A 21,239-nucleotide genomic window follows, 5' to 3' on the forward strand; every position below is an offset into this window, starting at 1 on the left:
TAAGAGTTACCAGGTTATTTTCCCCGGTTTCGCTCTTCGTCCATTGCCTTTCTTAATGATAATGGCCTCATATCCTGCCAAACTTCGTTGATATAGGCAAGGCACTCTTCCCTGGTGCCGCTTTTACCGGCATCGTTCCAGCCCAGGGCGTTTTCTCTGTCGGCCGGCCAGATGCTGTATTGCTCTTCGTGATTGATTACCACTTTGTAAATGGTTTTGTCTTCTTGTGGTTGCATGGTGATATAGGTTAAGTTAATGGCTTAAACTTCGTCTTCGGCGGCTTGTTCCAGCATTTCGCCGGTTTGTTCAAAGTTGCTGCGAACAAAATGGCACCAGTCGCACTCCTTTTTGCCGCAGCCGGTGCTAAACTCGTGGTTCAGTATTTTTTGGTATACGGTTTTGATCTGGGTGGTTACGTCGGCCACATCCTGCGGGGTGATCACTACCTTTTCTTTGTAGTATTCGCCTTCGGATACAGGCTCAACAAATTCAAACTCGGTGCTTACTACATCCCAGTTGTTGGTACGGTCGTGGTCTATCAGAATCTTATAAAAAACAGCCTGCCGCCAGTAATCGCCGCCGTTAGGGTCGTCCATAGTAGGGCGGTTAAACTTGTCGCGGGCGTTTTTGTATTTGCCGGTTTTGTAATCAACCACGTTAACCTGTTTGCCGGTAAACTCAATTTTATCCAGGTTACCTTTGATGGGCACGCCTTCAATTTCCACGTTTCTTATCGCCCTTTCGGTGATGGCAATTTTGTTCCAGCTGCCTACGTTTTGCTCGTAGTAGGGCGGCAGGATCTTTTCGCCAAAATCAAGGCGGAGCTTGAAATCCTCTTTGGTGAACGAATCGCGGTTGCGGTACATGTACCAGCGAAACTCGCGCATAAAATCATCTGTTGAGGGGAAGTTGCCTACGTTATCTTTGATATCGCGGAAAGCCTTGTTAAGCGCCCAGTGCACGGCCTGGCCAAAGGTAGCCGCCGGGCTTTTACCCGATGGCACCCGGATGAGGTTCTGGAAATAAAAGCGCAGCGGGCAATCAAGATAATTGCTGAGGTGCGTTACCGACAGCGTGTAGTTTTCGAGCAGCTGATCGATGTAGTTTTTGTCGAGCAGCTCTACTTTGGGTTTATCGGTTTCGCTGAATTGCGTGGCGTAAAACTCCAGCATGGCATCTTCGGTAACCTGCGGATGCTGAATGCCTAAATGTGTTTGGGCGAGGATCTCACCAATAAACTGCGAGGCTTCCTGCTCCTTGCCGTTTTTATCCTTGCCGGGATACGAGATCATGAGGCATTGGCGGGCGCGGGTGAGGGCCACGTAAAACAGGCGGCGCGACTCTTCCTTCTGGGCAATGTCATCGGCGGAAGCCTGGGTTAGGGTATCCGGATAGGCAAAGCCATTGTTGCGGCCCTTGCTATCCCAGATCTTTTTGCTGCAGCCGATCAAGAATACATATTCGAACTCGAGGCCCTTGGAGCCGTGGGCGGTCATGAAGTTAACGCCGTTGCCGGTATGGATCACCTGGTTCAACTCAAGCGGGATGTTGTTGCGCTTCATGAGGTTAATGGTAGCGATAAACTCAGCGGGCGTGATATCGGGTTTTTTGCGGCTTTCGTCTTTGAGCAGGTTAAACAGGCTGGTGAGTACCTGCATGTGCCAGCCTTTATCGGGCTGCTCCATAATGTACTTAAGGATGCCCATTTTGGCGATCATCTGCTGAAAAAAGCCTTGCAGCGTTAAGCTTACGGCGCCTTTAAGCAGGTAATCGATATCGCTCATTAAAAACTTCATGCCGGTGTTTTGTACAGCATCAAACAGGCTGGGCTGTGCGGGTGTACGCATCTCGCTGATGTAGCGGCGCAGCGATGTTTTGGGTTTATTGTTGTTTTGGGCAAAGTTATCTTTAGATACCTGGATGCTGGCCTTGGCAATCTCGATGGGCGCAATGCTGAAGAAATCGTAATGCATGATCTCGAACAGCTTTTCATCGCCGCTGTAAGGCGAATCGAGTTCGAGGGCAAAATATTCGAGTATGTTGATGATCTTCTCTGCAAAGGGCAGTTCAAATACGTTGATCTTTCTGCGCGTGCTTACCGCGATCTTTTGTTGATCCAGGAAATGTACCAGCTCTTCCACCTGGCTGTGGTTACGATAAATTACGGCTATTTCGCCTGGCTCGGTACCATTGGCAACCAGCTTTTTGATCTGCTGCGCCACGTCGACGATTTCCTGGTCGGGGTTGTTGTACTCGCGGATAAGGGGCTCAACTTCGAGTTCGGCGAAGCGTGGATGGGCAGCGGCCAGGTTTTTATCGAGGTTAAGCTGTCGCGTTAAGCGCTCGTTGTTGTTATCGATGAGCACCCGCGAAACATTAAGAATATGCTGATTGGAGCGGTAGTTGTGCTTCAATACAACGGTGTACAGGGTGTTGACGTAATCGCCGGCAAAATCGAGGATGTTCTTCATATTGGCACCCTGGAACTTGAAGATCGACTGGTCGTCATCGCCCACCACAAACACATTGGGCGTTTCCCAATAGTTGAGGATAAATTTCAGCAGCTCGTTTTGCGAACCACTGGTATCCTGAAACTCATCCACCAAAATGTACTGGTAGCGCTCCTGGTAACGGCGCAATATTTCGGGGTTTTCGCGGAAAGCACGCAGTACCCAAATGATCATATCATCATAGTCATACGCACCGCGGGCCTGCATTTTGGCGCTGTAGTTATCGTATTGCTTTACGGCAGCCAGCAGGCTTTCCATTTTGGCTTTGGCGGCATCAATGTCCTTTTGCTTTGGGTCGCCAATGGCGATGCCCGCTTTAGGGTTGGCGCGTTTGTAGATAAACTCATCCCGTAAAGGCAGGTCGGCAAGGTAATCGGCAACAGCCTTTTCTATCAGGGCAATATCCCAGCTTTCGCGCTTCATGGTGCTGAACAGGCTTTTTAACCGCGGTACATCGTAATATACATCGCCGGTAAAACGCTTGAGGAGGTGATCGTTAGGCAACTCGTCAACCAGTTCGCGGAAGAGTAGAGCCGCATCCAGATCGCTCAGCGGCTCGAGGTTCATTTTGCCAAAGTACTCCAGGTTTTCCTGGATCACCTCGTTGCAAAACGCGTGGAAAGTGTAGATGTTAACGCGATAGGCATCCGGGCCAATGAAATCGAACAATCGCTTGCGCATGGCTACAGCGCCGGCATCGGTATAGGTGAGGCAAAGGATCTCGTGCGGCAGGGCATCGGTTTCGGTAAGGATCTTGCCGATACGCGCTGCCAATATCTGGGTTTTGCCCGTACCCGGACCGGCGATAACCAGCACCGGGCCATCCATTTTGTTAACTGCCGACAGCTGCTGCGGGTTAAGGGTGGAAAGCGCTTCCTGAAACTTGGCGTTGTACTTTTGGTAGGCGGATTGCATACGTAAAATTACGAAAATTTATCTGGTTGAATTTGGTAATAGGGGCGTCCGTTTAACCATGAGGGTCACTATTCGTTTCGAATTATATTCTTGTTCCGCTCGCCGCCGCGGAGGGCTCTTACTTTTTTCTTGATAAAAAAGTAACAAAAAATCAAGACAGAACGATCCTTCTGCCCGCTCTGCCGGTTTTTAGCTTTCCCATTCCGCTGCGCTCCACTTAGAAAAGCTAACCCGGCATTCACCCCTGCGCTGGCCCGGCGTTCTGTCTGCCCGGCGCGCCATTAAATAATATTTAGGTATTGTAATGTAAGCAGGGTTTTTTACTGGTGTAAGTTTGGGCAGGTATCCTTTCTTATCACTAACGCAGCGCTTGCTATTCCAACTGACGTGGCGGAGATACCCCTCCCTGCCATATCACAGGCCATCGCACCCCTCCCCAAGGAGGGAAGTTAGGATCAATGCTTTTCTTCGAGCATGATCTCGAGCATTTCGTTCAGTTCGTCGGCTTTATCGTTGTTGCCGCTGCGCTCGTAGCTGCTGATGAGGTTGCGCAGCACCCGGCGAATGATGTCGGCATTGCTGCAGGGTTCGTAAAACTGGGCATCAAACCTGAGATCGAGCTGTTTGAGAAACTGATCCACATCGCGGCGGCCGAAAATAAAGCCTTTGTTGAATGTGTTGATGTAAAACAGTACGCCGTTCTCCACCTCGTCCAGCTTGGTTTCGTCAATATAGGCCAGGATGAAGTGCTGCGGCAGGTTTACGCCGTAAATGGGGATATCCAGCTTTTGGGCAATGATGCTGTAGATGATGGCCAGCGAGATCTGGTTGCCCTTGTGCGTTTCGATCACCTGACTGAGGTAGCTGTTTTGCGGGTCCTGGTGGTTGGTGGTGTTGCCGCTAAAACCGTAAATGTTATAAAACACGTGGTTAATGAGCTTTACCTGTTCGCCCGGACTGGCGTCATACATCATCTGGATCCAGATATCGCGCTTAATGGCCTCAATGTAGTTGATCACCTTTTGCTCGTCGAGGTCGGGGTACTGGTATTTGTTGACGATGAGTGCGCCCTGCAGCAAGTCGAACGAACCGCCGTGGTACCACAACTTGAGCTCGTTTTTTACATTGAGAAACTGAATTTCGTGCACCAGGTTGGCAATACGCTCCTGCAGTATCGGGTCGAAAGCTTCGCCAAAGGCAGCCTCCAGATATTCTACCGCATCGCTGCCGTAACTCAGCAGCTTATCGTGCACATGGGTAAATATCTCCTGGTCAGGGTCGTCCAGCAGGCGAATGAGTGATGTTATTTCGGTAGTATTAGTCAATGTAGTACTAAATTACTAAGGTTTGGGGAGATGTGCAAGTGGGGTTTTGATGGAAGATGTGAGAGGGGCGATGGAAGATGTTTTGATTTCGAATTTACTTTCTTGAAGCGTCATTGCGAGGGACGAAGCAATCTCTATGCTATACAGAGCCCGAGGTTGATTTACCGTTGCTTTTACTGGCGGGCATTGCGGTGGGTTAGCCTGTGACTATCCGTCGTATAGCCATCGGTCACTATGCGTTTCGAACTGTATTCTTCTTCCGCTCATAGCCGCGGGGGCCTAGTTACTTTTCCTTGATGAAAAGTAACCAAAACCGACCGTAGGGAGCTCATGAACACCATAAAACAATTAAACAGTGAATAAATCAAGACAGAACGATCCTTCCACCCGCTCTGCCGGTTTTTAGCTTTCCCATTCCGCTGCGCTCCACTCAGAAAAGCTAACCCGGCATTCACCCCTGCGCCGGCCCGGCGTTCTGTCTGCCCGGCGCGCCATTAAATAATATTTAGGTATTGTAATGTAAGCAGACCCTTTTGCTGGTGCAAGTTTACAGGTGGCATTGTGGTGGGGTAACTTGTGACTATCCGTATAACCATCGGTCACTATAGGTTTCGAACTGTATTCTTCTTCCGCTCATAGCCGCGGGGGCCTAGTTACTTTTCCTTGATGAAAAGTAACCAAAAATCAAGACAGAACGATCCTGCCACCCGCTTTGCCGGTTTTTAGCTTTCCCATTCCGCTGCGCTCCACTCAGAAAAGCTAAACCGGCATTCACCCCTGCGCGGGCCCGGCGTTCTGTCTGCCCGGCGCGCCATTAAATAATATTTAGGTATTGTAATGTAAGCAGACCCTTTTGCTGGTGCAAGTTTACAGGTGGCATTGTGGTGGGGTAACTTGTGACTATCCGTATAACCATCGGTCACTATAGGTTTCGAACTGTATTCTTCTTCCGCTCATAGCCGCGGGGGCCTAGTTACTTTTCCTTGATGAAAAGTAACCAAAAATCAAGACAGAACGATCCTGCCACCCGCTTTGCCGGTTTTTAGCTTTCCCATTCCGCTGCGCTCCACTTAGAAAAGCTAAACCGGCATTCACCCCTGCGCCGGCCCGGCGTTCTGTCTGCCCGGCGCGCCATTAAATAATATTGATGTATTGTAACGTGAGCAGGCTTTTTTACTGGTGCAAGTTTAAGGGTGGTAGTCTTAAAACTGTGAGACTACTTTGCGGTGGGTAATGCTTATTTTTATGGTGAGTCCATAGTCGATGGACCATAGACCATAGTTTTCTACAGGTCTCTTTTTTGAGCATTCTTCCTTGCTATTGACCATGAACCCATGTGCCAATTCCTTTCCTGTAAATCTTAATCTCACTATAAAATGGAACCTATTATTTTAACTCCCAAACAACAAAAATTTTGTGATGAATACCTGATCGACCTGAATGCGACCAAAGCGGCCTTGCGGGCCGGGTATAGCGGTAGCACGGCCCTGAGCGGGGCGCTGATGCGGATACCAAAGATTGCTTATTATTTGCAGCAGCACACGGAAGCGGTGTCGCGCAAAGCAAAAATAAACCACGAGATGCTGCTAACCGAACTGGGTAAAATAGCTTTTAGCAATATGCGTAATTATTACCACAGCGATGGTACAATGAAAGGTGTTCATGAGCTGACGGATGACGAAGCGGCCGCGCTGTGGTGCATGAAAATTACTGATGGTAAGGACGGGCAGACCTCGTTTATCCGATTAAATAACAAGCTATCGGCACTGGAAAAGATAGCCAAACACCTGCGGTTTTACGATATGGAGGAAGAAGAGCCTGAAAAGGAGTATGTATTTCTTGACTCTGCTAAGCTGGACGACGTTGATACTTTTGATGATGAGCTGTTTGAAGATGAAGAGAACGAGGACGACGAGGATTATTACGATGAGGATGATGATGAATATTACCCCTGGGATACGGAATGCAAGGTTGCTGTAGCTCAGGCAAGGGCGGCTTGTAAGGCAAGAAGGGGGGATAGTCCGGAAGTCGGAAAGTCGGAAAGTCCGGAAGATGCGGAGGGGTTTGAAGAAGAAGATGATGAGAATGAATGGGCGGATCCGGCGCCGGTTAAATATCACCCGTTGCCTGCGCCGCAATACTTAACTGATGAAACGTCGGCCATATTGCTGAAGCCAAATTGCCCGCCGCTTGGCGAAGGCTGGCAGACGGTGAGGAAAATACCTGAAGGGATGGACCCCACTGAATGCAACAAAGCCTGGAAGGTGACGCTGAAATTATGGAAGCAGGGGGTGGATTTTGAGGAGAGTGCGGAATCAGGAGATCAGGAACCTGCAACACCGCAGCCTGGTTTTGTTTCGGGTGGTTTAACGGGGAGGTTGGTGGATGAAGCAACAAGGAGGGAACGGAAAGAGCAGGCGAAGTGTTGGAGATAATGTTTGAATGTTGTAAGGTTCAGTCGCAGACTGAAAATGATCTGTGGGCTTCAGTTGCAAACTGAAGCCAGTGGCGGGATACAATCGCCTGACCACGTTAAACGCTCGTTGTAAACGAGCGCAAGAGATGGTGTTGAAAATTATCTGTGGGCTTCAGTTGCAAACTGAAGCCAGTGGCGAGTGAAAATACCGAAGAATACCGATGTGCCGGGGAAAAGAGTCAAGAGCCAGGAAGCAAGAGTCAGGAAGCAAGAAAAAAATCCGAAATCGAACATCCGAATTCCGAAATCAAAACGCTTCTCCTAACCCGATATAAAACCCGCTCTGCCTGCTTTCGCCCGGGCGTTGCTCACCAACCCCATAATCCAGGCGGATGCTCAAGCCTTTTTCCACGTCGAAAAAGTAGCGCAGGCCGCCGCCGTAATTGGGTTTGAGGATATCGGTGCTGAATTGATCGTGCCAAACGGTACCGGTACCGCCAAAGGCCACAATGCCAAACCGATCGTTGATGCGGTAACGCAGTTCGGCCTGGCCGGCTGCATAGTTTTTATCGCGGTAACGCCCGTTGTAATAACCCCGCATACGGCTATCGCTGCCCATGGCAGGCAGCAGGTAAAACGGGGTTTGGCTGCCCAGCAGGCTGTTGTTGTACAAATCGTAAGCCAAAACAAAATGTTTGCTCAGCCCAAAGTACTGGCTAAACTCGATGGCGAACAGGCCGCCGCTGTAGCCGTTATTGGCAAAAATGCCTTTAACATAGTTATAGCTGGTGTTAAGCAATATGCCGTGGGTGGTGTAGGTATTGTTGTTGCGGGTATCAAAAATAAAGCTGGGGCCAATAGTAACGCTGCTGCCCCCTTCGCGGTTTTGCACCTGCGGGTCGGTTTCAAAAATACCGATGGTATCGCTGCTAAACTTGTACCTGAAGGCGCCCGCGTTGAGGCCCAGGTACAGGTGCGGGGCCACCAGCTTTTCGGCACCGACACTAAACTTGTACCGCTTTTGGCCGATATGCTGGGCATCGGCCTTATTGGTGGCATTGCCGATACCGTAAAAATTGAACGGAAAGTTGAGGTAGCTCAGCGCCGCCGTGTAATGATATTTATTGCCCGGGCTCCAGTAACTGGTGCTGATGCTGGCGCGATATTGCCCCTTGGTGGTAATGGTGCCATAGGCGAAGATGTTGCTTACGCGCGTGTTGCTGTGCAGGGTATCGGTGTAAAAACTGTACAGCAGTGAGCCGCCTACTTCCAAACCGGTTTCGGGTGCGCTGCTCAGCACGGGCAGCGGGATAATACTGCTGCGTTTGCTGCTATCTTTCTCAAAAATGGTGCGGCGGATAAACTTGGGTACAATTTTGTACTGGGCAAAAAGCGATGTGCTAAACAGACAGCAAAAAGCAAGGCAGTAAATTTTCTTCATAGCGTGCTGCGAAGATACGGGATTTTAGTCGGGAGTGGGTAGCCTTGGGTCGAGAGTCGTTTGTAGATTTTTCGATTCAAGACTACCCACTCAAGACTAAGCTTTCTCGTCGGGGTGGCCCTTGCCGGTGGTAATAAGCTGGCTGAGGCTGTGCAGGTAGAAGGGCCAGCCGCCGGGGCCGGTGCAGGCGCTATAACATTCGCCCTGCGGCACCAAGCCTTCGTGGGTAAAGTTGAGCCTGGTTTTACCGTCCTGCTGGGTTATTTCGAAGATAACGCGGGTGCCGGTCCACTCGGCTTTATCTTCAATGAAGGTCAGCTCGCTATCGGTTACCAGCCACACCACTTTTTTGTTGGGAACTACTTCGGTAAGTTTTTGTTTGGAGTAGTGCACATCGCCGTGGCGGTAAACAAATTCATCGTTGAGTTTGTGGGTGCCACCCTGCACGGTTGCCGACCACCAGCCTGCAACATTGTTTACCGCATTGAAAACCTGTTCGGGGCTTTGATCGAACAGAAAAGAAACGTTAAAATTTTGATTATCCATGATGTTTGTTTTTTTTATTTTTGATTGTTTATGCCGGTTCGCCAACACCTTCGCTCAGCAGTTTTTGCAGGCTTTCTGTCAAATGTTCCGTCCAGCCTTTAACGCACTGGTTGTAACACTCAACCCCGGGTTGCAAGCCCTGATGCGTAAAATTGATGGTGGTTGTACCATTGCCGGATACGATCTGGTAGATCACTTTGGTGCCCGTCCATTCGGTGATATCTTTTTGCCAGGGCAGGTGGCTGTCGGTAACCGTCCACACCACTTTGGTAGCGGGTATCAGTTCGCTTACGCAGAAGGTAACGTAAGTGGTGCCAAACCGTACGGTAAAAACATCGTTGAGGTGCTGTGCACTGCCTTCAAAAGTTTTGGCCCACCATTGGTCAACGTGGCTAATGGCATCCAGGGCCTCTTCGGCTGTAACCTTTGCAGTTATACTGCAGGTAAAATCGGGTGTTTTCATTTCTTTTTGTTTTTTTCGCTTAATAGATTACCCAGTTTTTGTAGTTTATTGGCCCAGAAGGCGTCGAAGTATTCGAGCCATTTTTGCAGATCCTTAAAGCCATCCTGCTGCAGCGAACAATACCGCTCACGGCCGATGTCCTCGATAGAAATAAAGCCCGAAGTTTGCAGCACCTTAACATGCTTGGATACCGCGGGCCGGCTCATATCAAAGTTTTCGGCCAGCGCGTTAATGGTCAGGCTGTCTTTTGATAACAGGTATAATATCTGCCTGCGGCTGGGATCGGCAATTACCTGGAATGCGTCAAGCCTTTGCTGTTCCATCGGTTTCGGGGTTTAATAGTTTTGCAATTTTGTTGATGTTACCCAACCAGCCTTTATCCATTGCGTCGAATATCTGCAGCATTTCCGAGCCTTCGGCGCCTCGGTGGATAAGCAGGAGGTGGGTGCCGTTGTCCTTTTCGGTTAACGTCCAATGCACTTCCGAGCGGTTTAAAAAGCCTGTTCCGGGGCCAAAATCCCAGGAGTATGAAAGCTTTTTGAAAGGCACAAGCTCTAATACTTCGCAATGGAATATCCCGTCGAAGTCGAAATCGGGCATGGGTTTGCTTGTAAACCGAAACTTGTGGCCCAAAACCGGTTTAAAGTCGCTGGGCATGAGCCACAGTTTCATCAGTTCGAGGTCGGTTAAATACGCCCAAACATCGGCTGCCGGGTTTGGATAAAAGATCTGGTGTTGAATGATTTTTGCCATGATATAGTTCTTTAAAAATGTTAAATGGTTTGATGATTTAGTGATCGGGAAAGATTTTCCATATGCTGTAACCAGCCAGGATTCATCAGGTTGAAGATCTGTAACATCTGCTCACCTTCGAAGCCGCGATGTACCAGTAATAGTTCGGTACCGTTATCTTTTTCGGTTAATGTCCAGTTCACTACCGATGTGTTTACTTTACCCGTTAGGGTTTTAAAATCCCACGAATAGGATAATGTTTTATAGGGTGTTACTTCTAAAACTTTGCAGTAAAAAGTACCGTCAAAATCGCAATCGGGCATGCAGCCGGGCTTAAACTCAAATTTGTGACCAACAACGGGTTTAAAATCTGTGGGCATCAGCCATTGTGCTATGAGCTCGGATACGGTGAGATACTCCCAAACCTCTGCTGCCGGGTTTGGGTAAAAGATCTGGTGTTGAATGATTTTAGCCATAATGAGTAACTTGTAGGTTACGCAAATGTATATGTAACTTGTGGGTTACGCAAATATTTTTTAAAATATTTTTTCAGGGCACCTGTAAACTCTTAAAAATCACCATAAAAAGCGCAATTGTGAATAATTTAGCCATGTAAATAGCCCCAACCATTAAATTATATCTTATTTTTGCCTGTATGCTGAATGTGCAGGTTTCCTCCAACCTTTTTCTGCATATCCAGATCAGCGCGGGTATAACAATAATCCGCCTGTAAACGTTGGTACACAAAAGCCCTGAACGAAAGCGATAGCAAAAAGTCGTCAGACCAAGCTGCATTATGATGGAACCGGAATTTTTGACCTTCAGAAAATTTAGCGACATGGCTTTTGCCGGAGGGCTCACCGATCTGCTCGACGATAACCGGATACCTTACCAGGTTGAAACGAGTCCGCTGATCGTGAACCCACTGCTGGCCTCGGGGGCGGAGCTGAGCCTCGAATACATCATCAAATTGCAGCCGCAGGACTTTAACACCGTAAATACCCTTTTGGAAGTATATGAGGAAAAGGCTGTAGAAGAGGTTGAGCCCGATCATTATCTGTTTGATTTTACCGATGAAGAACTGCACGATGTGCTGAAAAACAATAGCAAATGGAGCGCTTTTGACCAGGTGCTGGCCCGCAAGATACTGGACGAACGCGGTGCGCCCGTGACAGATGAACAAATAGAAGAATACCGGGAAGAAGAGATCGAATTACTGAGCCGACCGGAAGAATCAGAAGCAACATGGATCATTATTGGTTACCTGTCGGCCTTTTTAGGTGGCTTTTTGGGCATATTTATTGGCGCTATGATGTGGAAGTTTAAAAAGACCCTACCCAACGGCGAGCGCATTTATGCCTACACCGATACCAGCCGAATAAACGGCCTCATCATATTGATCATCGGGATCATCGTATTCGCCATAGCAATTGGCTCACAGATATTTGACTATAGCCTTTTTTAAAAGGCGCCTTTGCGACAGATAATATCCACTGAACATCGAGGGAAAACCGGCATTCGAAATTCATTATTCGATATTATACCCCTGAATCATTATATTTATCTCCCATGAAGAAATCCCTGCTCACCATACTCTGCGGCTTAAGCATAACCGCGTCAATGGCCCAAACCATTACCAAAGCCGAAGTTGCCAAACGTGCCGATGCCATCGAAAAAAAGATCATCGCCTGGCGCGAAGATTTTCATCAGCATCCCGAATTAGGTAACCACGAGGTGCGCACGGCCGATATTATTGCCAAACACCTGCGCAGTTTAGGTATCGAGGTTAAAACCGGCGTTGCCACAACTGGCGTAGTGGGCATACTGGTGGGCGGTAAACCCGGCCCGGTAGTGGCCCTGCGTGCCGATATGGATGGCCTGCCCGTTACCGAGCGTACCAATGTTCCCTTCGCATCAAAAGCTACCACAACTTATATGGGCAATACCGTTGGCACCATGCATGCCTGTGGGCACGATTCGCACATGGCTATCCTGATGGGCACTGCCGAAGTACTGGCTTCGATGAAAAACGAGCTGCACGGCACCGTTAAATTCATTTTTCAACCCGCCGAAGAAGGTGTGCCACCCGGCGAAACGGGCGGCGCGCAGCAAATGGTAAAAGAGGGCGTAATGGAAAACCCGAAGGTTGATGTGGTATTTGGGCTGCATATCCAGTCGTACCAGCCGGTGGGTACCATTACCTATAGGCCCGGTGGCGATATGGCAGCGGTTAACGATATGCAGATCATTGTAAAGGGCCGCTCATCGCACGGCGCCTACCCCTGGAGCAGTATCGACCCGATAGTTACCTCGGCCCAGATCATCAATAACCTGCAAACCGTGGTGAGCCGCAACCTGCACATTACCGATAACCCTGCAGTGGTAACCATAGGCGCCATTAACGGCGGCAATCGCTCCAACATCATCCCCGAATCAGTTACCATGCTGGGCACCATCCGCACCTTTAGCGCTGCCGATGAAAAGATGATCATCGAGCGCGTAAAACAGATCGCCACCAAAACCGCCGAAGCCAACAACGCCACCGCCGAACTCAAAATACCCTACAGCAACCATTACCCCGTTACCTATAACGACCCGGCACTGGTAGCCAAAATGCTGCCCACCCTACAGGCAACCGCCGGTGCTGATAACGTAAAACTGCGGCAGGCCGAAACCGGCGCCGAAGATTTTAGCTTTTACGAAGAAAAGGTTCCCGGTATATTTTTCCACTTAGGCGGCCTGCCCAAAGGCACCGACCCGGTTACCGCTCCCGCGCACCACACGCCCGACTTTTTTATTGATGAAAGCGGATTTACGTTAGGGGTTAAAGCTTTCTGTAATTTAACGTTGGATTATATGGCAATGGCTGCAAAAAAATAGGCAAGTTAAGTTCAAAACACTTTTGTACAGCATAATACCAAACCTAATTATGTTAATTATAAAACGATCGTTCCTGTTGCTCATTTTGATTTTAGGTGGATTACAACTACATGCACAGGAAAACAATATTGCCAAATTAACCGACAGTATTGAAAATGAGGGCCGTAATTTATATAAATCGGAAATCGCCTCGTGGTATGGGACCGATATCTTTTTGGAACAATGTAAAGGTAAACGTAATCGTATTGGTGGCTATCTCTCTTACGACACTGGTGCGGGAATGGCCAATATCTTTTTTTCGAAAGATGAGGTACCGGTTGTGCTGGCTACAATGTCGTTTCCGTATGATGTGAAGCCTGACAACTGCAAATTAGATAGTACCGAGCGTAAACTGTTACCTGTGGAGGAAGAGCTTTACCGTATCCGCAAGGTAGCATATCACGCTATCAGCACCAATAAAGACAGTGTTTTTAGGTTCTATAATAATACAGGGACGAACCTTGTTCCGCTTATTATCAAGGGCGAAAAAAGGGTTTACGTACTGACCAGTCCGCATGCCAACGGGTTGGTGTTATTTGGTAACGATTACCTTATCCGTCTTGATAAAAATAACGAAGTAATTAGCAACAAACGACTGCATAACAGTCTGATATCTGCTTCAGTTAAGAAAGCACCTGGTGATACTTCTAAAAATGTACAGGTGGCAGCCATGCATAGCCATTTATCCGGATACAGTGGTTTGATAACGGCAACAGATATCTGTACGCTGATGCTGTACGAAAGATTCACCACCTGGAAACAGTACTATGTGATATCGAAAGATTATGTATCGATATGGAACTGCGAGAAGAATCAACTGTTGGCCTTAACAAAAGTAGCGTGGGATAAGATAAACGAAGATCAGAAACAACGACATCCCGCAAAAGCGAATTAACTTGAAGTCCGAAATCAAAATCGACCGATCGAAAAATTACTTTGCCGCACCACGGGCAAGATGGTGTTGTCCCGAGTGTAAAAGCGATCATATTGTTTTCAGAAGTCGCCACAAATATCTGAAACGGGTATTGATATACACCTGCATCAGTTTATTGTGTACTTATTGTTTTTGGAGCCTCACACAGGAAAAAGAGGTTGATATGACAGTGCTTATCGGCTTTGGGGCGTGTGGCCTGGCGGGGACTATTTTTGTGATATTGCTAATAGTAAATCTTATAAAAGCGTTGCTTGTTAAGGTTGCGAATTACAAGTGCAGGTATTGTAAAAATGAGTTTGCAGAACCGGTGAAGGTGTTTAAGGGTTGATGGTGAATTGCGGCAAGTACAGAAACTTTACGTTTTGACGAAATTACATCGCCACCCCAATTTTTTGTCTTAACATAATAATCGTAAATTTGATTATGAGTACGGCAGAAATTAAAATGGAGATACAACAGGTATTGGATAAAGTACCCGAAGATAAGTTAGCAGGGATACTCGACTACCTCAAACAGTTTCAAAGTCAAACGTCAGAGCAAACAGAACTATCCGGTTACATCAAAAAGATACTTACCGAAGATAAAGAACTGCTCGAAAAATTGGCGCAATGATAGATCTTGCCATCGTACAAAATCTTCACGAAGTACTTATTCAGCGTTTTGGTGGTGGAAGCGGCATTCGTGATATGGGTGCATTACAGGCCGCCATTGCCCGTCCGTATGCCACATTCGAAGAAACAGACCTGTACCCAACTGCCATCGACAAAGCATCGGCCATTCTCGAAAGTATATTGATCAACCATCCTTTTGTCGACGGGAATAAACGCACAGGGTATGCCTTAATGAGATTACATTTGTTAAAAGCGGGATCGGATATATCGGCTGATCAGGACAAAAAATACGCCATGGTTATTTCGGTAAGCACCGGCGAATTTCGATTTGACGAGATCAAACAATGGCTTACCGAAAATGTAAAATAATCCACCCTTGCCCAACCTCCTTTTCATCTGCAGTAAAAACCAATGGCGCAGCCCCACCGCTGAGCTATTATTTAAAAATCATCCTATACATAACGCCCACTCGGCAGGCACCAGCGATAGGGCCCGCATCAAAGTATCACAAAAATTGATCGATTGGGCGGATGTGATCTTCGTGATGGAACGCAAACATCGCGATATTTTGAAACAACGCTTCGCACCGGCTTTAGCCGGAAAAGAAACAGTGGTACTGGATATTGAAGACAATTACCAGTTTAACGACCCGGAATTGGTAAGCATCTTAAAACGAGCTTTAGGTTATTATTTACTGCCTTAAACTTGCTTTTCAGCCAGAAAACACGTATATTTAAAGGTTAAGCGCGAGGCTTAATGTGTAGAACAGGAAGTAAAAGGCTGCGAAAATTTCTTACAATTTCCCCCCTTGGGAACAGAGGCAAGAATCAAGAGCCAGGAATCAAGACTAAAACAGTTGTGAAATATTCTTACAATTTCCCCCCAGGGAACAGATTGAAGGATTGAGTTACTGAATGATTGAATAATCAATTTGGAAAATACCCATAAATACCTATGTCGGGTTGCAAATATCGATTGTCCTGTGTAGAGATTGCTTCACTATCGTTCGCAACGACGCTTCAAGATAAAAAATCCGAAATCGAACATCCGAAATCACTGTTTCTTAAACTCATACGGCGTATACTCAATAAAATCGGCAACCTTTACCCGCACACTAACCACCCGGCCGTTAACTACTGTAAACGGAAAAACCGCCTTGCCAAACTCCGGGTCGCTAAAAGTAACGTAAAAGCGGTTGCCGCCAATGGGGCGCATCAGGGCGTACATTTTGGGGTGGTGCTCAAACCTGATCTGCAGTTCGCCGTTCTCGCCGCCCTGGTCAATGGTCATATTACCATACAGGTCGCTAAAGTATTTACCGGTATAAGCACCTGCGGGCAAGGCGGGCTGCAGGTGTAGCGCGGCCGAATCGGCCAGTCTTTTATCGGCAAGTTGTTCTTTAAATGTTTTAGCCTTAAACTGGCCCAGGTACTTATCGCTGTAATCGCGAAAAGGTTTTTTCATATACACATCGATGATCTCGTCGCGCAAAGCCTCGATCACGTTATTCTGGTCGGTGTTGGTCAGTATCACAATGCCCAGGTTTTGATCGGGCACCAGCGTTACTGATGATACATAACCATTAACCCCGCCCGTATGAAACACCTCGCGGTGCCCGTTATAATCTTTCAAAAACCAGCCCAGTCCGTAAAACTCGCTGTTGCCGGCACCGTTATCAAATACAATATCCTGTGCCTGGCGCGGCTCAAGCACAGCTGCCTCGGGGATAAACTGCCTTGGGCCAACCTTGCCGTTGTTAAGCAATGCCAGCACCCATTTGCTCATATCACTAACGTTCGAACTGATGCTGCCCGCCGGTGCCAGGTTATCTATCTGGCAAAACGGAATAGCCACCAGCCGTCCATCCGTCATGGTATGCGGTGCAGCCTTGTTATAAGCTCCGGGCATATCTTTGCTTAACGCGATGGTGCTGCCCATCCCTAAAGGTGCAAAAATGCGGTCTTTCACTGTCGATTCCCACGATCGGTCGGTAGCAGCGGTAATGATCTGCCCGGCAGTTAAAAAAGCAGCATTGGTATACCCCCACTTACTGCGAAAAGAATATAGGGCCTGTACATGCGCCATCTTTTCTACCACCTGCTCGCGGGTAAGGTTACTTGTCCAATAAGTAAAATCGCCCTGAAAGGTACCAAAACCTATCCGGTGGCAAAGTAGGTCGCGCACGGTAACCAGTTCGGTAGCGGGTTTGCTTTCCAGTTTAAAACCTGGTATGTATTTGGTCACCTTGTCATCCAGCGCAAGCTTATGCTCACCTGCTAAAATGCATAATAAAGTTGCGGTAAAAGCTTTGGTATTGCTGCCTATCATAAACAGCGTATTCTCATTAACCTTGTTATTCAGGCCAAGCTCTTTAACGCCGTAGCCCTTCATCAGCACAATTTTGTTATCCTTAATCACACACACTGCCGCACCGGGTATGCGCCAGTTGGTTAGCGCACGGTTAATATAGGTATCAATACTATCCTTAAAAAAATGATCGCGATTAACATTTTGTGCAAAAACAGGGCTGGCAAACAAGGTTAAACACAGTAATATAAGCTTTGCGCAATTCTTCATTGGATGGTTAATAAACTAAGGGATATAGTAAATATACAAACGCGAACCACAAATGGTTCTGCAATCGACTAAAATAATAAATCAGCCTAAATAAAAACCGGGTGTGTATAAAAATTGACCGGCTGATCGCATTTACGCTTTTTCTCACAAATTAAACAAAAAAAGCCCTCCCGTTTCCGGGAAGGCTGCTTTAATTAATTTATTTTAGTTTTTAATGATGTCCGTTATCGTGGTGGTCATTGTGTCCGCGGCCATTGTCATGATGATCATTATGACCCCTGCCATTATCGTGGTAACGGGTATACTTCACATCGCGGCTGTCGCGGATAATTGGTTGATCCCGGCGGCCTTTATACTGCGCATAACGGTTACGGTACACGTTATCATGCAGGTAGGGCGTAGGTTCGTTTAGCACCACTTTGTAACCCCTGTTCAGGTCAAAATTGTGGTAACGTGGCGGTAATGATGTAGCGCGGGTCCAGCTATTGCCGTTTCTGTATACAAATTGCTGATGTGGCACATCATAATAAACGCCTATATCAGGCATATAGTAATATTCGGCATGGTCATAACCGGTAGGGCCCCAGGTAGGCTGCGAACCGATGTTAATGCCCAGGCTTATTTTAAATTGTGCCTTGGCCGGACTAAAAGACAGTGCGGCTAATAATACAGCGGCACCTAACATTAATTTTTTCATGGTCGTTCTGAGTTGTATAAAACTTATTAATTATTAAACAACCCTGTAACCGCTTGGTTTGTTTACCCTTTGTAACAACTTGCTCACAAACTAATACCGTGTTGAAGCCGGGCATGGTTTAATAGTAACCGTACCGCGAGCGTTATCATAAAACTGTACAGGATAATCACACCATGATAATCACAAAACCTATATTGATGGTTATAAAACAAAAAAAGGTGCAGCTATTAGCTACACCTTTGATAATATTTAGGTTTGTGATTGCTTAACTAAAATTTAAACTGCATCGCTCCCGATACTAAAATCATCGCTTTTGTTACCGGGCATATCATCATCTTCAAAATCGGTTTTGCGGCCAAGCATGGTAAAGTTTTCGGCAACCACTTCGGTAGTATACTTTTTGTTGCCGTCCTTGTCTTCAAATGATCGCGTCCTCAGCTTTCCTTCAATGTAAACCAGCTTTCCTTTTTGTAAAAACTTGGCCGCCACATCTGCCAGGCCCCGCCACATTACAATGTTGTGCCATTCGGTTTGCTCAACTTTGCGTCCATCTTTGTTAAACGTTTCCGATGTCGCCAGCGGAAAACTTGCTACCGAAACTCCGCCTTCAAGATAACGGATATCGGGGTTTTTACCCAAGTGCCCCACGAGTATTACTTTATTTATTCCAGACATATTAATTAGGTAGGTATAATTGTATTATAATTCAAAAAATTTAGTTAAAAATAGAAAAATTATTTTTGGTAACGCTAAGTTATTTAAATTTTCCACTTTCGAGAAAAACCATGATGGTTTTAATTTAATTTTTAAATTATTTTCAATCCTGATAAACCTGTAATAAATATGCTGGTGTGTTAAGATGTGTTTTTGGGTTGGGTAAACAGTAATTACCTGTGGGTTAAAGCCCAGTGTTTTAGCCGTTTCCGGCGATGCCAGCAGTTCCTCTATAGTTTTATCTCCGGCTGTTTCTGTGAGTGGCACATCATACATATTCGCCCATATATCACTTTCATCCCGTTTATTTAACAGCACTTTATCGGCATCGGTTATTAACCAGTAATTAAAGTAACGTTGCTTTATCTTCACGGTTTTTAATTTAACCGGTAGTTTATTTACCTGATTATGTTGTAAAGCATAGCATCCGGTTTTAACCGGGCATACCTCGCAAAGGGGGTTACGCGGCTTGCAAAGCATGGCGCCAAACTCCATCATGGCCTGATTATGCAGCCCCGGTTCATTCTGGTCAAGCAGTTCATTAGCCATCTGCTGAAAAAGCTTTTTGCCTTTGGTACTATTAATAGGTTCGGCAATACCAAAATAGCGGGCCATTACCCGGCTCACATTCCCATCAACCACAGCTCTGGCCTGGTTGGTCGAAAACGATGATATAGCCGCGGCCGTATATTCGCCTATGCCTTTTAAGCCTATCAGGTCCTCGTACTTACCCGGAAACACGCCGTTAAACTGCTGCTTCACCAACCGCGCGGTGGTAAGCATGTTCCTGCCGCGCGAATAATAGCCCAATCCCTGCCATAATTTAAGTATCTCATCTTCGCTGGCCGAGGCAAAGTCCGATACAGTTGGGTAAGTCTCGGCAAAGCGGTAAAAATAGGGCTTACCCTGCTCTACCCGCGTTTGTTGTAAGATGATCTCAGACAGCCAAATAACGTACGGATCGGTGGTATTGCGCCAGGGCAGATCGCGCTTGTTTTGCCTGTACCACTGCGCTAAACTTTGGGTAAAATTCATTATATACAAAGGTACGTGCTTTTACGTTATAGTAGTTTACAAACCTCTTCGTAGGTAAAAGCAAAATTTATCATCTTTTATTTTTCAATTTCATTTTTTACCAATACTTTTGCAACCCCAAAACAGTTAAGTGTTTACATAATTTTATAAAGAAAAACAGATATGACCAAGGCAGAAATAATAGCTGAAATCTCATCAAAGACAGGCATCGAGAAAATAGACGTACAGGAAACTGTTGAAGCATTTTTCAAAGTTGTAAAAACTTCAATGGTAGGCGGCGAAAATGTTTACGTTAGGGGTTTCGGTAGCTTCGTAGTTAAAAAAAGAGCTAAAAAAACAGCTCGTAACATCTCGAAAAATACTGCCATCATCATTCCGGAACATTTTGTACCAAGCTTTAAACCGGCAAAAACTTTTGTTGAAAAAGTGCGCACCGGCAATAAAACAAAAGCAGTAAAGTAACTTATGCCAGCAAAGCAAAAACAAATAGCGGTAATTGTTATAGTAGTTATTATAATGGGCTATTTGTTTTCGCTTCCTGTTAAAGGATTAATAAAGCCCAAAGAGAGCCGCAGCAGTGCAGGCGCTAATATTACAGAGGGTAAAGCGGTTAATACCAGCGTAAATGCCGACTATGTTTCAACCCCTGCCAAGGCAGCAATAGGTACCGACATAGCCGCACAGATAACGGCCTTAGAAACCAGTTTGAAAAACGCTGCTAACGATGCCGAAAAACTAAAGATACAAAAACAGCTTGCCCTTAAGTGGGACGATGTTAACCAGGCTGCACCGGCGGCGTTTTACTACCAGGCTATTGCCGTTAAGCAAAACACCTACCAAAACTGGGTAACAGCAGGCGACAGATTTAACGATGGTTTCCGCTACATGCAGGATACCGTTGCACAACCCGCTTTAGTGACAAACGCGGTAAGCGCTTTTCAAAACGCTTTAAAGCTTAACCCCGATGGCCTTGATGCCAAAACAGGTTTAGGCATTGCCTATGTAAACGGTGGCGCGGCAAGCCCTATGCAGGGTATCAGCCTGCTGCTCGAAGTTGTTGGTAAAGACCCGGCTAACCGCAAAGCAAACCTTAATTTAGGTTTGTTTGCTATTAAATCGGGGCAGTTTCAAAAAGGTGTGGACAGGTTTAAGGGCATGATTGCCGTTAAGCCCGAGTTTGAACCTTATTTTTACCTGGCCGAGTGCTATAAGCAATTAGGGCAGAAAAAAGAAGCTATCGACGCTTACGAAAAAAGCAAGGCCCTGATGCCCGACCCAACGTTTACAACACAGGTTGATCAGTATATCAAAGAGTTAAAAAATTAATAGTATTTAAAAATTATCATTATGCCAAGCGGTAAAAAAAGAAAGAGACATAAAATGGCCACTCATAAACGTAAAAAA

General features: G+C 46.6%; 22 protein-coding genes. 9 read left to right on the forward strand and 13 right to left on the reverse strand.

Annotated elements, in window-relative coordinates; translation table 11 throughout:
* Positions 1 to 14 precede the first annotated feature (14 nt).
* The 3 genes from ACFGVR_RS07845 to ACFGVR_RS07855 form a co-directional block, all read right to left on the reverse strand.
* The gene (locus ACFGVR_RS07845) at positions 15 to 236 is read right to left on the reverse strand and encodes an MbtH family protein (protein ID WP_448702226.1); all 222 of its coding nucleotides are present in this window, start codon (positions 234 to 236) and stop codon (positions 15 to 17) included.
* A 24-nt stretch (positions 237 to 260) separates the two neighbouring features.
* Positions 261 to 3,425, reverse strand: a complete 3,165-nt coding sequence (locus ACFGVR_RS07850; RefSeq protein WP_448702228.1) for an ATP-dependent helicase — start codon at positions 3,423 to 3,425, stop codon at positions 261 to 263.
* Between the two features lie 455 nt (positions 3,426 to 3,880).
* Positions 3,881 to 4,750 (reverse strand): transglutaminase family protein, encoded by an 870-nt coding sequence (locus ACFGVR_RS07855; protein WP_448702229.1) that lies wholly within the window; start codon positions 4,748 to 4,750, stop codon positions 3,881 to 3,883.
* A 1,376-nt stretch (positions 4,751 to 6,126) separates the two neighbouring features.
* Between ACFGVR_RS07855 and ACFGVR_RS07860 the strand changes: the two genes are divergently transcribed.
* Positions 6,127 to 7,185 carry a terminase small subunit gene (locus tag ACFGVR_RS07860; protein WP_448702230.1) on the forward strand — a complete coding sequence of 353 codons (1,059 nt, stop codon included), beginning with the start codon at positions 6,127 to 6,129 and terminating at the stop codon, positions 7,183 to 7,185.
* Positions 7,186 to 7,473: 288 nt separating this feature from the next.
* On the opposite strand, the gene ACFGVR_RS07865 is transcribed toward ACFGVR_RS07860, so the two are convergent.
* The 6 genes from ACFGVR_RS07865 to ACFGVR_RS07890 form a co-directional block, all read right to left on the reverse strand.
* Entirely contained in the window at positions 7,474 to 8,607 is a 1,134-nt protein-coding gene (locus ACFGVR_RS07865) for a polymerase (RefSeq protein WP_448702232.1), read from the reverse strand.
* Positions 8,608 to 8,703: 96 nt separating this feature from the next.
* A complete protein-coding gene (locus ACFGVR_RS07870; protein WP_448702233.1) occupies positions 8,704 to 9,153 on the reverse strand; it encodes an SRPBCC family protein in 450 nt (149 codons plus the stop codon).
* A 28-nt stretch (positions 9,154 to 9,181) separates the two neighbouring features.
* The gene (locus tag ACFGVR_RS07875; RefSeq protein ID WP_448702234.1) at positions 9,182 to 9,616 is read right to left on the reverse strand and encodes an SRPBCC domain-containing protein; all 435 of its coding nucleotides are present in this window, start codon (positions 9,614 to 9,616) and stop codon (positions 9,182 to 9,184) included.
* A complete protein-coding gene (locus ACFGVR_RS07880; RefSeq protein WP_448702235.1) occupies positions 9,613 to 9,939 on the reverse strand; it encodes an ArsR/SmtB family transcription factor in 327 nt (108 codons plus the stop codon). Before ACFGVR_RS07880 ends, ACFGVR_RS07875 begins: the two co-directional genes overlap by 4 nt.
* Positions 9,920 to 10,369 (reverse strand): SRPBCC family protein, encoded by a 450-nt coding sequence (locus ACFGVR_RS07885; protein ID WP_448702236.1) that lies wholly within the window; start codon positions 10,367 to 10,369, stop codon positions 9,920 to 9,922. Before ACFGVR_RS07885 ends, ACFGVR_RS07880 begins: the two co-directional genes overlap by 20 nt.
* 20 nt (positions 10,370 to 10,389) lie before the next feature.
* Positions 10,390 to 10,824: an SRPBCC family protein gene (locus tag ACFGVR_RS07890; protein WP_448702237.1), complete on the reverse strand. Its 435-nt coding sequence runs from the start codon at positions 10,822 to 10,824 to the stop codon at positions 10,390 to 10,392.
* Positions 10,825 to 11,144: 320 nt separating this feature from the next.
* Here ACFGVR_RS07890 and ACFGVR_RS07895 point away from each other — a divergent pair, with 320 nt between their 5' ends.
* The 6 genes from ACFGVR_RS07895 (at position 11,145) to ACFGVR_RS07920 (ending at position 15,515) form a co-directional block, all read left to right on the forward strand.
* A complete protein-coding gene (locus tag ACFGVR_RS07895) occupies positions 11,145 to 11,813 on the forward strand; it encodes a hypothetical protein (protein WP_448702238.1) in 669 nt (222 codons plus the stop codon).
* Between the two features lie 104 nt (positions 11,814 to 11,917).
* The gene (locus ACFGVR_RS07900) at positions 11,918 to 13,228 is read left to right on the forward strand and encodes an amidohydrolase (RefSeq protein ID WP_448702239.1); all 1,311 of its coding nucleotides are present in this window, start codon (positions 11,918 to 11,920) and stop codon (positions 13,226 to 13,228) included.
* A 49-nt stretch (positions 13,229 to 13,277) separates the two neighbouring features.
* Entirely contained in the window at positions 13,278 to 14,162 is an 885-nt protein-coding gene (locus ACFGVR_RS07905) for a hypothetical protein (RefSeq protein WP_448702240.1), read from the forward strand.
* 462 nt (positions 14,163 to 14,624) lie between these two features.
* Positions 14,625 to 14,813, forward strand: a complete 189-nt coding sequence (locus tag ACFGVR_RS07910) for a hypothetical protein (protein ID WP_448702241.1) — start codon at positions 14,625 to 14,627, stop codon at positions 14,811 to 14,813.
* Positions 14,810 to 15,181 carry a type II toxin-antitoxin system death-on-curing family toxin gene (locus ACFGVR_RS07915; protein ID WP_448702243.1) on the forward strand — a complete coding sequence of 124 codons (372 nt, stop codon included), beginning with the start codon at positions 14,810 to 14,812 and terminating at the stop codon, positions 15,179 to 15,181. The genes ACFGVR_RS07910 and ACFGVR_RS07915 overlap by 4 nt, the downstream gene beginning before the upstream one ends.
* Before the next feature lie 7 nt (positions 15,182 to 15,188).
* Positions 15,189 to 15,515, forward strand: coding sequence for a low molecular weight protein tyrosine phosphatase family protein (locus ACFGVR_RS07920; protein ID WP_448702245.1), 327 nt, complete (start codon positions 15,189 to 15,191; stop codon positions 15,513 to 15,515).
* 350 nt (positions 15,516 to 15,865) lie between these two features.
* Here ACFGVR_RS07920 and ACFGVR_RS07925 read toward each other — a convergent pair whose 3' ends face one another.
* The 4 genes from ACFGVR_RS07925 to mutY form a co-directional block, all read right to left on the reverse strand.
* Positions 15,866 to 17,389, reverse strand: a complete 1,524-nt coding sequence (locus ACFGVR_RS07925; protein WP_448702246.1) for a serine hydrolase — start codon at positions 17,387 to 17,389, stop codon at positions 15,866 to 15,868.
* A 211-nt stretch (positions 17,390 to 17,600) separates the two neighbouring features.
* A complete protein-coding gene (locus ACFGVR_RS07930; RefSeq protein ID WP_448702247.1) occupies positions 17,601 to 18,086 on the reverse strand; it encodes a hypothetical protein in 486 nt (161 codons plus the stop codon).
* 276 nt (positions 18,087 to 18,362) lie between these two features.
* Complete coding sequence (locus ACFGVR_RS07935) at positions 18,363 to 18,761, reverse strand: single-stranded DNA-binding protein (RefSeq protein WP_448702248.1); 399 nt, start codon at positions 18,759 to 18,761, stop codon at positions 18,363 to 18,365.
* 24 nt (positions 18,762 to 18,785) lie between these two features.
* The gene (gene mutY / locus ACFGVR_RS07940; protein ID WP_448702250.1) at positions 18,786 to 19,835 is read right to left on the reverse strand and encodes an A/G-specific adenine glycosylase; all 1,050 of its coding nucleotides are present in this window, start codon (positions 19,833 to 19,835) and stop codon (positions 18,786 to 18,788) included.
* Positions 19,836 to 19,997: 162 nt separating this feature from the next.
* Here mutY and ACFGVR_RS07945 point away from each other — a divergent pair, with 162 nt between their 5' ends.
* Entirely contained in the window at positions 19,998 to 20,297 is a 300-nt protein-coding gene (locus tag ACFGVR_RS07945) for an HU family DNA-binding protein (protein ID WP_295650864.1), read from the forward strand.
* 3 nt (positions 20,298 to 20,300) lie between these two features.
* Positions 20,301 to 21,161 carry a tetratricopeptide repeat protein gene (locus tag ACFGVR_RS07950; protein WP_448702252.1) on the forward strand — a complete coding sequence of 287 codons (861 nt, stop codon included), beginning with the start codon at positions 20,301 to 20,303 and terminating at the stop codon, positions 21,159 to 21,161.
* Positions 21,162 to 21,239: the final 78 nt, after the last annotated feature.

Source organism: Mucilaginibacter aureus, assembly GCF_053514885.1.